We start from the raw sequence: 14,063 nt of genomic DNA, 5'->3' as shown, positions 1-14,063 counted from the left end.
CCGCGATCCGGGGGGAGGGGTCTTTTGGGTCGGGGGGGGGGGGGGGGGGAAGGGAGGGGGACCCTCCCCCCCCCCCCCACGACCACCCCGACCCACCACTCACCTGCACCTTCCCCTCCCCGCCTCACCCATCGAAAGGAAGCTTCACCCGCATTCCGTTCCTTGATCGCCGCCGCTCATCGAAAGGATCGCTACAGCCATGTCCTTAAAACGACGGCTCGGCGTGCTCGTCACGTCGATGGTCACCGCTCTGACAGGCTTCGCGCTACCGATGCCCACCGCATCGGCGCACGAAGCGGCGACGGTGCTCGTGTTCTCCAAGACCGCGGGCTTCCGGCACGATTCGATCCCCGACGGGGTCAAGGCGATCAAGGAACTGGGTGCGCAGAAACACTTCGGAGTGGAAGCCACCGAGGACGCGGCGGCCTTCACCGACGCGAACCTCAAGCGCTTCAACGCGGTGATCTGGCTTTCCACCACCGGTGACGTGCTGAACGCGGACCAGCAGGCCGCGTTCGAACGGTACGTGAAGGGAGGCGGCGGGTACGTGGGCGTGCACGCCGCCTCCGACACCGAATACGACTGGCCCTGGTACGGCGAACTGGTCGGGGCGTACTTCAAGTCCCACCCGCAGATCCAGAAGGCGAACGTCAAGGTCGAGGACCACTCCCACGTGTCCACTGTGGACCTCCCGGAGACCTGGCCGCGGACCGACGAGTGGTACAACTACCGCCAGAATCCGCGCAGCAACGTCCACGTGCTCGCGAGCCTCGACGAGAAGAGCTACCAGCCCGGCGACGGCGCGATGGGCGACCACCCGATCGCCTGGTGCCACGAGAACTCCGGCGGCCGCTCCTGGTACACCGGCGGCGGGCACACCAAGGAGTCCTACAGCGAACCGGCGTTCCGCAAGCACCTGGTGGGCGGGATCAAGTACGCCACCAAGCTGAGCGAAGCGGGCTGCGCCAAGACCCAGGAAGACCCGGTCGACGCGGACTTCGACCAGATCACCCTGGCCAAGGGCGAGGAGAAGACCGGCGAGCCGATCGCGCTCTCCGTCCTGCCCAACCGCGACGTCCTGCACACCTCGCGCGACGGCCGCGTCTGGTACACCAGCGCCGCCGCGACGACCAAACTGGCCGCGACGATCCCCGTCTACAACCACGACGAGGACGGCCTGCAGGGTGTCGCGATCGACCCGGACTTCGCCAAGAACCGCTGGGTCTACCTGTACTACGCGCCCAAGCTGACCACCCCGGCCGGTGACGCGCCGCAGAACGGCACCGCGGCCGACTTCGCACCGTTCAAGGGCTACAACCAGCTTTCGCGGTTCAAGCTCACCACCGACAACAACCTGGACCTCGCCAGCGAGCAGAAGATCCTGCAGGTCCCGGCCGAACGCGGCATCTGCTGCCACGCCGGCGGCGAGATCGACTTCGACGCGCAGGGCAACCTGTATCTGTCCACAGGGGACGATTCCAACCCGTTCTCCTCCGACGGGTTCACCCCGATCGACGAACGCGCCGACCGCAACCCGGTCTACGACGCCCAGCGCACCTCCGGCAACACCAACGACCTGCGCGGCAAGGTGTTGCGGATCAAGGTCGACGCCAAGGGCAAGTACACCGTGCCCAAGGGCAACCTGTTCCCGAAGGGCAAGGCCAAGACCAAGCCCGAGATCTACGCGATGGGCTTCCGCAACCCGTTCCGGTTCGCCGTCGACCGCAAGACCGGCTGGCTCCACCTCGCCGACTACGGCCCCGACGCCGGTGCGGCCGATCCCAAGCGCGGTCCCGGTGGCACGGTCGAGTTCAACCTGATCAAGAAGCCGGGCAACTTCGGCTGGCCGTACTGCGTCGGGGACAACCAGCCGTTCATCGACTACGACTTCGCCACCAAGCAGTCCGGCGCCGCCTTCGACTGCGCCAAACCGAAGAACACCAGCCCGCGCAACACCGGGCTCACCGACCTGCCTCCGGTCGAGAAGGCATGGATCCCCTATGACGGCGGTTCGGTGCCGGAGTTCGGCACGGGTCCGGAATCCCCGATGGGCGGACCGGTCTACCAGTACGACGCGAAGAACCCGTCGCAGACGAAGTTCCCGGAGTACTTCAACGGCAAGACCTTCGCCTACGAGTGGGAACGCAGTTGGATCAAGGAGATCACCGTCGGACCGAACGGTGAACGCGGTGCCATCAAGCCGTTCTTCGACTCGATGGACCTGGTCCGCCCGATGAACGTCGAATTCGGGCCGGACGGCGCGATGTACGTCCTCGACTACGGCACCGGCTACTTCGGAGGCTCCAAGGAATCCGCCGTCTACCGGGTCGACTACACCAAGGGACGCCGGACGCCGGTGGCCCAGGTGGCCGCGGACAAGACGTCGGGTCAGGCGCCGCTGACCGTCGAGTTCGACCCGGCCGGGACGAACGACCCCGACGGTGGCGCGCTCACCTACGCCTGGGACTTCGACGGGAACGGCACGACCGATTCCACCGAAGCAGGCCCGGTTTCCCACACCTACACCGCGAACGGCCAGTACACGGCGAAGCTTTCGGTCACCGACCCCACCGGGCTGACCGGGGCGGCGAGCACGGTGGTCACCGTCGGCAACACCGCGCCGGTGGTCACGCTGAAGACCCCGGTCAACGGCAGCGTGTTCAGCTTCGGTGACACGGTCCCGTTCAAGGTCGAGGTGACCGACGCCGAAGACAACCCGATCGACTGCTCGAAGGTGACCGTCGAATACATCCTCGGTCACGAGGGGCACGGGCATCCGCTGAGCCGCGCGACCGGTTGTGAGGGCACTATCGCCACTCCGGCGGACGAGGGTCACGGCGCGGACGCCAACGTCTTCGGCGTCATCAACGCCAGCTACACCGACAACGGTGCCAACGGCGTCCCGGCGCTCACCGGCGAGGCGGAATCCTTGCTGCAGCCCAAGCTGAAGCAGGCGGAGTTCTACACCCAGTCCAGCGGGATCGAGGTCGTCGGGCACGACGGCGCCAGTGGCGGCAAGCGGGTCGGCCACATCGAAGCGGGTGACTGGATCAAGTTCGACCCGGTGAACCTCGTGGGTGTCCGCGGCATCGGCTACCGGGTCTCTTCCGGTGGGGCGGGCGGCACGATCGAGGTCCGCTCGGGCGCGGTGGACGGGCCGCTGGTCCAGACGGTCACCGTCGCCAACACCGGCGGCTGGGACACCTATGCCGACATCCCGGCCTCCGCGATCACCGACCCCGGTGGCACCGGCGCGCTGTTCCTCGTGTTCAAGGGCGGTTCCGGTGGCTTGTTCGACGTAGACGCGATCACCTTCGAGGAGAACTGATGAGCCGTCCGATCACCTTGTTCACCGGCCAGTGGGCGGATCTCCCGTTCACCGAGGTGTGCAGGCTTGCCGGCGAGTGGGGCTACGACGGCCTCGAGATCGCGTGTTCCGGCGACCATTTCGAGGTCGACCGCGCACTGTCCGAAGAGGACTACGTGCCCGGGCGTCTCAAGCTGCTCGCCGAACACGGCCTCAAGGTGTGGGCCATTTCCAACCACCTCGTCGGCCAGGCCATCTGCGACGATCCGATCGACGAACGCCACCAGGCCATCATCCCGTCCCGGGTGTGGGGCGACGGTGAACCGGAAGGCGTCCGGCAGCGGGCGGCGCAGGAAATGGCCGACACCGCCCGCGCGGCCGCGAAACTCGGGGTGGACACGGTGATCGGCTTCACCGGTTCGAAGACCTGGAAGTACGTCGCGATGTTCCCGCCGGTCTCGCAGGCGGTCATCGACGAGGGCTACACCGACTTCGCGGACCGGTGGAACCCGATCCTCGACGTCTTCGACGAGGTGGGGGTGCGGTTCGCGCACGAGGTCCACCCGTCGGAGATCGCTTATGACTACTGGACGACGAAACGTGCGCTCGAAGCTGTCGGCAACCGTCCGGCGTTCGGGCTCAATTGGGATCCTTCGCATTTCATCTGGCAGGACCTCGACCCGGTCGGCTTCATCCTCGATTTCGCCGACCGGATCTACCACGTGGACTGCAAGGACACCAGGAAACGGTTCGACGGCCGGAACGGACGGCTCGGCTCGCATCTCCCCTGGGGAGACCCCCGACGCGGCTGGGACTTCGTTTCGACCGGGCACGGCGACGTGCCTTGGGAGGACTGTTTCCGCGCACTGAATTCGATCGGCTACGCCGGTCCGATCTCGGTGGAGTGGGAAGACGCCGGCATGGACCGGCTCAGGGGCGCGGCGGAAGCCGTGACCTTTCTGCGGGGGCTCCTGTTCGACAAGCCGTCGGCGGCCTTCGACGCGGCTTTCAGCAACCAGAAGTGAGGGCGGTTTCATGTGCGGTGAAGAAGCTGAGCGGTTCCACTCTCGACGGTCGCTCCTGCGGGGTGCCGCGACGGCGGCGGCCGCGGTCGGTGCGGCGGTAGCCCTGCCGGGAATCGCGAACGCGGCCACGTCGGCGGAGACCCAGGGACACGGCCATGGTCACGGGCACGGCCGGGTCCCGGTGGACAAGATCAGCATCCAGCTCTACTCCCTGCGCACCGCGCTGCAGGCGGATCTGCCGGGAACCCTGTCCGCGCTGGCGGACATCGGCTACCGGAAGGTCGAACTGGCGGGCACCTACGGCCGCACGGCGCAGGAGTTCCGCGGTCTGCTCGACAAGAACCGGATCCGGGCGACGTCCACGCACATCGGCATCGACGTGGATCTCGACAAGACCATCGCGGACGCGAAGGTCCTCGGGAACACCCGTGCCAACGTGCCGTTCGCGGCCTTCGACACCCTCGACGGCTGGAAGCAGTTCGCCGGACGGCTCGACACGGCGGCGCGGAAGTTCCGCCAGGCCGGGATCCCGCTCGGGTACCACAACCACGCCCACGAGTTCGCGCCCATCGACGGCGTGCGCCCGTACGACGTGCTCACCAGGAACACCAACCCGCGTTACGTGCATCTGGAGATCGACCTGTTCTGGGCGGTGGAAGGCGGGGTCGACCCGGTTTCGCTGTACCGCCGGCACTTCCCGCGCGTGGTCCAGTACCACGTTAAGGACCGGACCGCGGACGGCCAGATGGTCGACCCCGGCAAGGGCGTCATCGACTTCCCGCGGATCTTCCGGAACACCCGCGCGAACCTGCACGAGTACATCGTCGAGCACGACAACCCCACGGATCCCCTGAGCACCGCCCAGACCGGATTCACCTATCTCCGTAACGTTCGCTTCTAGCTGGGGAATCCACAATGGACAAGAGTAAACGCGGGCTGTCCCGCAGATCGATGCTCGCGGGCACCGCGGCCGGGGTCATCGCCCCGGTCGTGGTGTCGGCCAGCGCCGGTTCGTCACCCGCCGCGGCGGCCGGGATGACCCGCAACATCACCGTGTACGCCGACTACGTTCCCGGTTCGACCCGGGTCGGTTACGGGCTCGAGCCCGGCAAACCGACCATCCCCGGGCCGCTCCTGGAGTGCTACGAGGGCGACACGCTGGTGATCGAGCTGGTCAACAACACCGACCAGCGGCTTTCGATCCACCCGCACGGCGTCAACTACGACACCAAGTCGGACGGCTCGCCGTTCAACGATTCCTTCAACAAGCCGTACGAGACCAAGACCTACACCTGGAAGACGCGGACGGCTTACCAGGCGGCCAACGGTTTCTGGATGCCCGGCAGCGCGGGGTACTGGCACTACCACGACCACGCGTTCGGCGGGGACCACGGCACGGTGGGCCTGATGAAGGGCCTCTACGGCGGCTTGATCGTGCGCAAACGCGGGGATCTGCTGCCGAGCAAGCAGTTCACCGTCGTGTTCACCGAAATGTGGATCAACCACCAGGTCGCCCCGAACACCCCGATCTTCGAGGCGAACCTCGGCGAACGCGTCGAGTTCATCTGCATCGGGCACGGGAACCTGATGCACACCTTCCACCTGCACGCGCACCGCTGGGCGGACACCCGCACCGGCATGCTCACCAGCGCGACCGACAACGCCCCGATCCTCGACAACAAGACCCTGGACCCCGGCAACTCCTTCGGGTTCCAGGTGATCGCCGGTGACGGCGTCGGGCCGGGCGCGTGGATGTACCACTGCCACGTCCAGCAGCACTCGGACGACGGCATGTCCGGGGTGTTCCTGGTCCGCAACGCCGACGGCGGGATGCCCGCAGGCGCGCAGGCGGCGATCGACCGCTTCAAGGGACACCAGCACGGCACAACGTCGACCCCGGACGCCACCGGCGCCTCGGCACATTCCCACCACTAGCCTCGAAAGGAGCGAGAACTTGAGACGAGTCTTTTCACAACGTCGGCTCCGCAGACGGTCTTTGGCCGCACTGGCGGTCGGCGCCGTCGTCACTTCCGGGCTTCCGCTGGCCATCGCACCGGTGACCGCCGAAGCCGCGACGAACGTCCCGGTGAACGTCCTGGTCTTCCACGGCACCGCCGCGGGCCAGAAGGACCCCGTCCTGCGCGCCACGGACGCGATTTCCAGCCTGGGGCAGGCGAACGGGATCTCCGTCGCGTCCTCTTCGGACCCCGCGGTGTTCACCCCGGCGAACCTCGCGAAGTACCGCGGTGTGGTCTTCCTTTCCGCGCAGGGCATCACGCTCAACCGCGACCAGGAAACCTCGCTGCAGAACTACATGAAGGCGGGCGGTGGTTTCCTCGGGCTGTCGGACGCCGCGCGCGCCCAGGACGGTTCGCAGTGGTTCTCCGGGCTCATCGGAGCTCGACCGGTGGGTGCGCGTCCCACGCCGGAGGCCGTCGCCTCGGTCACCGCGAGTGCGGAGAACGCGCCCAACGAGGGCAAGGACAAGCTGGCCGACAACAACGAGAACACCAAGTGGCTGGCCTTCACGAACACCGCATGGATCGCCTACAAGCTGGCCGCGCCGGTCGCGGTGAGCAGCTACGCGCTCGTCTCGGCGAACGACTTCGCCGGCCGTGACCCGAAGAGCTGGACCTTGCAGGGTTCGAACGACGGGACCACGTGGACCGATCTGGACACCCGCACCAACGAGGTGTTCGCCGACCGGTTCCAGAGCCGTACCTTCACCTTCGCCAACACGACGGCGTACGCGAACTACCGGCTGAACATCACCGCCAACGCCGGTGAATCGGCCACCCAGCTGGCCGACTTCAAACTGTTCAAGGACCAGTCGACCACCCCGCCGCCACCGGAGACCGCTCCGACGGAGGCCACGGTCGACGTCCTCGACAAGGCGAACCCCACCACGGCGGGCCTGCCGCAGAAGTGGGTCCGCACGGACCGGTGGCTCAACTGGGAGGTCAACCCGGTCGGCACCGTCCACACCGTCGCGCAGGTCGAGGAGTCGACCTACAAGCCGGGAGTCGGCGCCAACGGCGCGTTCCACCCGATCTCGTGGTGCCGTGACTACGACGGCGGCCGCTCCTTCTACAGCGGGATGGGCCGGACCGAGGCGAGCTACGGCGAAGCCCAGTTCCGCACCCACATCCTCGGCGCGCTGAAGTGGACCACCGGCATGGTGCGCGGTGACTGCAAGGCGGGCATCGCGGCCAACTACAAGGTCGAACGCCTGACCGCGAAGAACCAGCCGGGCCAGATGGACCAGATCGGCGAACCGCACGGCCTGACCATCGCGCCCAACGGCCGGGTCTTCTACATCGGCCGCGCGGCCTGCGCCGGCAACTCGGTGCCCACGCCGAACGAGTGGACCAACCCCGAGATCGGTGCCGGCTGCGGCACGATCCACCAGTGGGACCCGGTCACCAAGAAGCCGAAGCTGCTCACCACGCTCAAGGTGATGGGCAACCGCGGCAGCGGCGACGAAATGGTCAAGAACGAGGAAGGCCTCCTCGGACTCGAGCTGGACCCGAAGTTCAGCGAGAACGGCTTCATGTACGCCTACTGGATGCCGCACGCGTCGATCGACATCGACAAGCGGATCGGCAAGCGCACGGTCTCGCGGTTCACCTACGACCTGACCAAGCAGACGCTGGACCAGGCGACCCGCAAGGACCTGCTGTCCTGGGACGTCCAGATCCACAGCTGCTGCCACGCCGGTGGCGGCATGGCGTTCGACAAGGACGGCAACCTCTACGTCGGTTCCGGTGACAGCAACTCGTCGCAGGGTTCCAACGGGTACTCCGGCAACAACTGGACCGAGGACTACAAGGGCGTCTCGTTCCAGGACGCGCGCCGCACCGCCGGCAACACCAACGACCTCAACGGGAAGATCCTGCGGATCCACCCCGAGGCCGACGGTACGTACACCAACCCGGCGGGCAACCTGTTCCCGGAGGCCAACGATCCCGGGAACAAGACCAGGCCCGAGATCTACGTGATGGGCGTGCGGAACATTTCGCGTCTGCAAGTCGACAAGAAGACCAACTGGCTGACCGCCGCGTGGGTCGGTCCGGACGCGTCCACGCCGAGTCCGGAACTCGGCCCGGCGAAGTACGAGACCGCCACGATCATCACCGAGGCGGGCAACCACGGCTGGCCGTACTGCATGGGCGACAAACAGCCCTATCGTGACCGCAGCAGCACCAACGCCGGAGTGCTCACCGGCTGGTACGACTGCGACAACCCGGTCAACACCTCGCCGCGCAACACCGGCCTGGTGAACCTGCCGCCGGTCAAGAAGAACATGATCTGGTACTCGCCGGACGGCGGCGGGCCGGTGTTCCCCAACCGCCCCAACAGCTCCGTCCCGTCGTACAACGCGGCCGAGGCCACCTACACGCAGCCCTACCTCAAGGGCGGCGGCCAGGCGGTCATGACCGGGCCGACGTACCACCGCGATCTGGTCAACACCACCAGCGGTGTGGCGTGGCCGTCGTACTGGAACGACAAGTGGTTCATCGGCGACCAGAGCAACGGGCAGAACCGGATCGCGGTCACCGTCGACCCGAACGGTGTGCCCAAGCAGGATCCGCCGGTGTTCGCCGAAACGGTGCGGCAGATCATCCCGAGCGGTGGCGGCGACACGAAGCTGCAGAGCTGGATGGACGCCGAGTTCGGTCCGGACGGCGCGCTGTACGCGCTCGACTACGGCAGCGGCTTCTTCACCTTGCAGGACAACCAGAAGCTGGTGAAGATCAGCTACACCGGCGGCGAGGCCACCCCGTCCGCCGCGGCGATGTCGACCATGGTGCAGAACAAGCCGCTCACCGCGGCCTTCACCGGGTCGAAGTCCGGCGGCGTCTCCTACAAGTGGGAGTTCGGCGACGGCACCATCTCGACGCAGGCCGACCCGCGGCACACCTACCCGCGCACCGGGCTCTACACCGCCAAGCTGACCGTGACCTACGCGGACGGCGAGACGGTGACCACGCGGAACTCGGTGAGCGTCGGGTGTTTCGTGGCCGATTCCAGTGCCACGGTGAGCATCGGTGACACCGACACCGGGGTGAGCAACCGGAACGCGGGCGGCGGGTGCTCGGTCGACGACATGATCGACGACGAGAGCACGTGGACCTCCCACGCCGGTTTCGTCAACCACGTCACGCAGACCGTGGGCAGGCTGGACGATCTCGGGGTGTTGAACTCGGCCGAGGCGGACAAGATCAACGCCGCGGCCGCCGCGTCGCCCATCGGCAACAAGGGCGTCACCGGCTACGACGCGATCTACGACGGCACGGCGGAGTCGTTCCGCAACTGGTCGCAGGCACCGTCCGGGCAGTTCGCCATCCAGCCGGACGGGTCATTGCGACCGTCGGGCGGGCTGGGGATGCTGTGGTACTCGGCACGGCAGTTCGGCAACTTCTCGGTGAAGCTGCAGTTCAAGGACATCGCGCCGACGGGCAGTGCCAACAGCGGAGTGTTCGTCCGGTTCCCGGATCCGCGTACGCCGCTGGAGCAGCGTCCGCCGGGCAGCTGCGGCACGGTCGGGTCGGCGAAGACGTCGCAGGCCTGGGTCGCGATCTACTGTGGACACGAGGTCCAGCTGTACGACGGGGCCGCCGGTGAACCGCAGAAGACCGGGTCGATCTACAACTTCGACCCGCGGCCGCTGGACCAAGCGGGCGTGAAGCCGAAGGGGACCTGGAACGAGTACGAGGTCAAGGTCGTCGGCCAGAAGTACACGATCAGCCGCAACGGTGTCGTGATCAACGAGTTCGAGAACGCGCCGGGGATCCAGTCGTCGCGGGCGGGCGATCCGTCGACCGACTTCCGGCAGTTCGTCAGCGGGTTCATCGGCCTGCAGAACCACGGTGACAACGACCTGATGGAGTTCCGCAACATCCGGGTGCGGCAGCTGTAGCGCGAAAGCCGGCCGGGCGCGACCTCCCTCGCGCCCGGCCGGTCTCCCTGTACGGAAGGTTTCCCTGCGATGTCCCCAAGAATCCTCGTCGCGGCCCTCCTGGCCGCGGCGCTCGCGATAGCGGGCCTGGTGTTACCGGGCTCTTCCGCACCCGCCTCCGCCGCCCCCGTCCAAACCCTGGAATGGACCGCGGGCGACAGCACCGACCACTACCTCAGCGCGCCCGCCACCGCGGTGGCGGGCGAGACCACGATTTTGTTCAAGAACACCGAAGCGCTCGGCTCGACGATGTCGCACACGCTGACGTTCGACACGTCGACAGCCGGTTACAACCACGACGTCAACCTCAACATCCTCGCGAACCCCTACGACGAGCAGAACGGCGAGCACCAGGCGACCGTGACGCTGACGCCGGGCAAGTACCGGTTCTATTGCACGATCCAGGGGCACGGCAAGATGGTCGGTGAGCTCGTCGTCACCGATGGCGGCGGTTCCGACACCACACCGCCGACCGTGACCGCGAACGTCACCGGCACCAAGGACACCGCCGGGAACTACGTGGGTTCCGCGACGGTGAACCTAGCTGCTTCGGATTCGCAGTCCGGAGTGGACAAGGTCGAGTACCAGCTCGACGGCGGCGCCTGGACCGCGTACTCCGCGCCCGTGGTGGTCAACGCCGTGGGCTCGCACATGGTCCACTACAAGGCGACGGACAAGGCGGGGAACGTTTCCCCGGAAGGGATGTCGTCGTTCAGTGTCGTCACCGGGCAGCCCGGTGACACGACTCCGCCGACGGTGGCGTCGGAAGTGACGGGGACCAAGGACGGCGCGGGGAACTACCTCGACACCGCCACCGTGAAGCTCACCGCCACCGACGCAGGCTCCGGCGTCGACAAGGTCGAGTACAAAGTGGACGATGGCGCGTGGGCCGCGTACACTGCTCCGGTCGCGGTTTCCGCGCCGGGGATGCACATGGTGCACTATCGCGCGTCGGACAAGGCGGGCAACGTCTCGCCGGAGGGCATGGCGCACTTCACGATCGTCAGCAGTGACACGACCGCGCCGACCGTGACGTCGGAAGTGACCGGGACCAAGGACACCGCCGGGAACTACGTCGGCAAGGCGACCGTGACGCTCACGGCCACCGACGCCGGTTCGGGGGTCGGCAAGATCGAGTACAAATTGGACGGTGGCCCGTGGCTGACGTACTCGGCGCCGCTCGCGCTGACCGTCGTCGGCGCGCACACGGTGAACCACAAGGCGACCGACAAGGCGGGCAACGTCTCGGCCGAAGGCACGGCGACGTTCACCATCGTCGCAGGCGACGACAGCACCGCGCCGGTCGTTTCCGCGGTGGTGAGCGGTGATCTGGACGGAAGCTGGTCGTACATCGAGGACGCGACCATCAACCTGACCGCGACGGACACCGGGTCCGGCGTGGACAAGATCGAGTACCAACTGGACGGTGGGGCCTGGACGGTCTACACCGCGCCGGTCAAGGTGACCGCGCTCGGCACGCACACGCTGACCTACAAGGCGTCGGACAAGGCGGGCAACGTCTCGGCGGAACAGAGCGGCGCGTTCACCATCGTCGCCGCGCCGCCGGGTCCGGACACCTGCCCGGACTCCGACGTCCGGGACACCGTGATCCTCGGCTCGGCGGACAGCCAGGTCGAGAACCGCGACACCGGCAACGGCTGCACGATCAACGACGTGATCGACGACGAGTCGGACTACTCGTCGAACGACCAGTTCGTGACCTACGTGCGGGCGGTGACGCAGGAACTCCTCGACGGCGAGGTCATCTCGTCCGACGAGCGGAACCTGATCGTCACGGCGGCGATCGACTCCGGCATCGGCGGCTCGACCGCCGAACCGCAGAAGCGGCCGGAGACGAAGAACCCCGGCATGAAGAAGGTCGTGAAGACGCCGATCAGGGACGTCTGAGCCTCCATGCCTCGTGAGTGGTAGGGACGGTTCTAACCATCCTTACCGCTCACGAGGTCGTCGGTTACCTTTCTCGCGTCGCGTTCGTCATGGACATGACGGATTCGGCGCGAGAAAGGTATCGACATGACCGGCGAAGCCCTGGCAAGCGCGTTCGAGGAGCAGCGCGGACGCCTGGTGGCGGTGGCCCACCGGATGCTCGGCTCGCGCGCGGACGCCGAAGACGCCGTCCAGGAGGCCTGGCTGCGGCTGGCCCGTCAGGACGCCGACACGATCGACAACCTCTCCGGCTGGCTGACCACCGTCGTCGGCCGCGTCTGCATCGACGTCCTGCGGTCCCGCAAGACCCGGCCCGAGGACTCGTACGACGACGAGCCGCCCGAACCGCTGGTGCTCGAAGACTCGCCGGAAGAAGACGTACTGCTGGCCGAATCGGTCGGGCTGGCGCTGCTCGTGGTGCTCGACACACTCGGCCCGGCCGAGCGGCTGGCGTTCGTGCTGCACGACCTGTTCGCGGTCCCGTTCGCCGAGGTCGGCGAGATCCTCGGCAAATCCGCGGCCGCGGCCAAGATGCTCGCCAGCCGCGCCCGCCGGAAGGTGCAGGGACAGCGCCCGGCCGACGAGCCGCAGCAGCGAGCCGTGGTCGACGCGTTCCTCGCGGCCGCGCGCGAAGGGGATTTCGAAGGCCTGCTCCGGATGCTCGACCCCGACGTGACGTGGCGCTCGGAGACCGCGCGCGGCGTGGTCGTCCGCCTGGGCGCGGCCGAGGTGGCCACGCAGGCCCGGCGCGGCGCCCGTGCCGCGGTGACCGTGCGTCCCGCGCTGGTCAACGGCAAGACCGGGCTCGTGTCGTGGAGCAAGAGCGGCAGGCTCCTCGGGGCGATGGCCTGCACCATCGCCGACGGCCGGATCGTCGCGATCGACTCCGTGAGTGATCCGGATCGCCTCGCGGCCATGGGTGTTACCTCTCGGGAGCCGTTCTCGTCCAAGTAAACGAAACACGGACGAGAAGGAGAAACCCATGCAGGCACGACTCGAAGTCTTCAAGACCGCTCTCGCGCCGAAGCTGGTGAAGCACCTCGTCGCGGCGGGAAAGGTCCTCGAAGGCAGCGAACTTCCTGCTGTGACAAGGGAACTGGTGAACATCCGGGCCAGCCAGATCAACGGCTGCTCGGGCTGCCTCGACATGCACACCAAGGAGGCCGCGCACGCGGGGGAGACGCCGACTCGGCTGAACCTGGTCGCGGCCTGGCGGGAGGCGACGGTCTTCACCGAGGCCGAGCGCGCCGCGCTGGAGCTCACCGAGCAGGGCTGCCGCCTCGCCGACAGCAGCGGCGTCACCGACGAGGCGTGGGAGGCCGCCGCCAAGCACTATGACGAAGAGCAGCTTCTCGCGCTGGTGACCCAGATCGCCCTCATCAACGCCTTCAACCGGCTGAACGTCATCACCCGGCAGCCGGCCGGGAACTACACGCCGGGCCAGCTCGCGGGGCACTGATGGACACCGCGCTGTGGATCGTCGCCTGGCTCCTGGCCGTCGTGTATCTCGCGTCCGGTGTCGGGAAGCTGTTCGTACCGAAGGAAAAGATCGCCGGATTGTCCTCGAGCGCGGAATGGGTCCGGGATTTCCGCCCCGGCGCGGTGAAGGCCATCGGGGCGGTCGAGATCCTGGGCGCGGCAGGCCTGGTCCTGCCCGCGCTGCTGGACATCGCGCCGGTGCTGGTGCCGCTGGCCGCACTGGGACTGGCGCTGGTCATGGCGGGGGCGGTGGTCCTGCGGATCCGCCGTCGCGAGCCCAAGGTCGCGCTGCTGGACCTGGGGTACCTCGCCTTGTGCGCGTTCGTCGCACTCGGGCGCGCCTGAC

General features: G+C 67.4%; 9 protein-coding genes. All 9 read left to right on the top strand.

The window, feature by feature from the left end; genetic code table 11:
• Positions 1-238: 238 nt before the first annotated feature.
• On the top strand, positions 239-3,328 hold the full coding sequence (locus ACZ5IK_RS32420) for a ThuA domain-containing protein (RefSeq protein WP_465491304.1): 3,090 nt from the start codon (positions 239-241) through the stop codon (positions 3,326-3,328).
• Positions 3,328-4,332 (top strand): sugar phosphate isomerase/epimerase family protein, encoded by a 1,005-nt coding sequence (locus ACZ5IK_RS32415; protein WP_465491185.1) that lies wholly within the window; start codon positions 3,328-3,330, stop codon positions 4,330-4,332. Before ACZ5IK_RS32420 ends, ACZ5IK_RS32415 begins: the two co-directional genes overlap by 1 nt.
• 10 nt (positions 4,333-4,342) lie before the next feature.
• Positions 4,343-5,233 carry a sugar phosphate isomerase/epimerase family protein gene (locus tag ACZ5IK_RS32410; protein ID WP_465491184.1) on the top strand — a complete coding sequence of 297 codons (891 nt, stop codon included), beginning with the start codon at positions 4,343-4,345 and terminating at the stop codon, positions 5,231-5,233.
• A gap of 14 nt (positions 5,234-5,247) precedes the next feature.
• Positions 5,248-6,267: a multicopper oxidase domain-containing protein gene (locus tag ACZ5IK_RS32405; protein WP_465491183.1), complete on the top strand. Its 1,020-nt coding sequence runs from the start codon at positions 5,248-5,250 to the stop codon at positions 6,265-6,267.
• 19 nt (positions 6,268-6,286) lie between these two features.
• Positions 6,287-10,252: a ThuA domain-containing protein gene (locus ACZ5IK_RS32400; RefSeq protein ID WP_465491182.1), complete on the top strand. Its 3,966-nt coding sequence runs from the start codon at positions 6,287-6,289 to the stop codon at positions 10,250-10,252.
• A 69-nt stretch (positions 10,253-10,321) separates the two neighbouring features.
• Positions 10,322-12,199 (top strand): cupredoxin domain-containing protein, encoded by a 1,878-nt coding sequence (locus tag ACZ5IK_RS32395; protein ID WP_465491181.1) that lies wholly within the window; start codon positions 10,322-10,324, stop codon positions 12,197-12,199.
• Between the two features lie 126 nt (positions 12,200-12,325).
• Positions 12,326-13,192 (top strand): sigma-70 family RNA polymerase sigma factor, encoded by an 867-nt coding sequence (locus ACZ5IK_RS32390; RefSeq protein WP_465491180.1) that lies wholly within the window; start codon positions 12,326-12,328, stop codon positions 13,190-13,192.
• A 28-nt stretch (positions 13,193-13,220) separates the two neighbouring features.
• Positions 13,221-13,697 (top strand): carboxymuconolactone decarboxylase family protein, encoded by a 477-nt coding sequence (locus ACZ5IK_RS32385; protein WP_465491179.1) that lies wholly within the window; start codon positions 13,221-13,223, stop codon positions 13,695-13,697.
• Complete coding sequence (locus ACZ5IK_RS32380) at positions 13,697-14,062, top strand: DoxX family protein (RefSeq protein ID WP_465491178.1); 366 nt, start codon at positions 13,697-13,699, stop codon at positions 14,060-14,062. Before ACZ5IK_RS32385 ends, ACZ5IK_RS32380 begins: the two co-directional genes overlap by 1 nt.
• Position 14,063 lies beyond the last annotated feature (1 nt).

The sequence above is a fragment of the Amycolatopsis sp. NPDC031561 genome (assembly GCF_055580625.1).
This window is presented reverse-complemented; position numbering and strand designations above follow the sequence as displayed.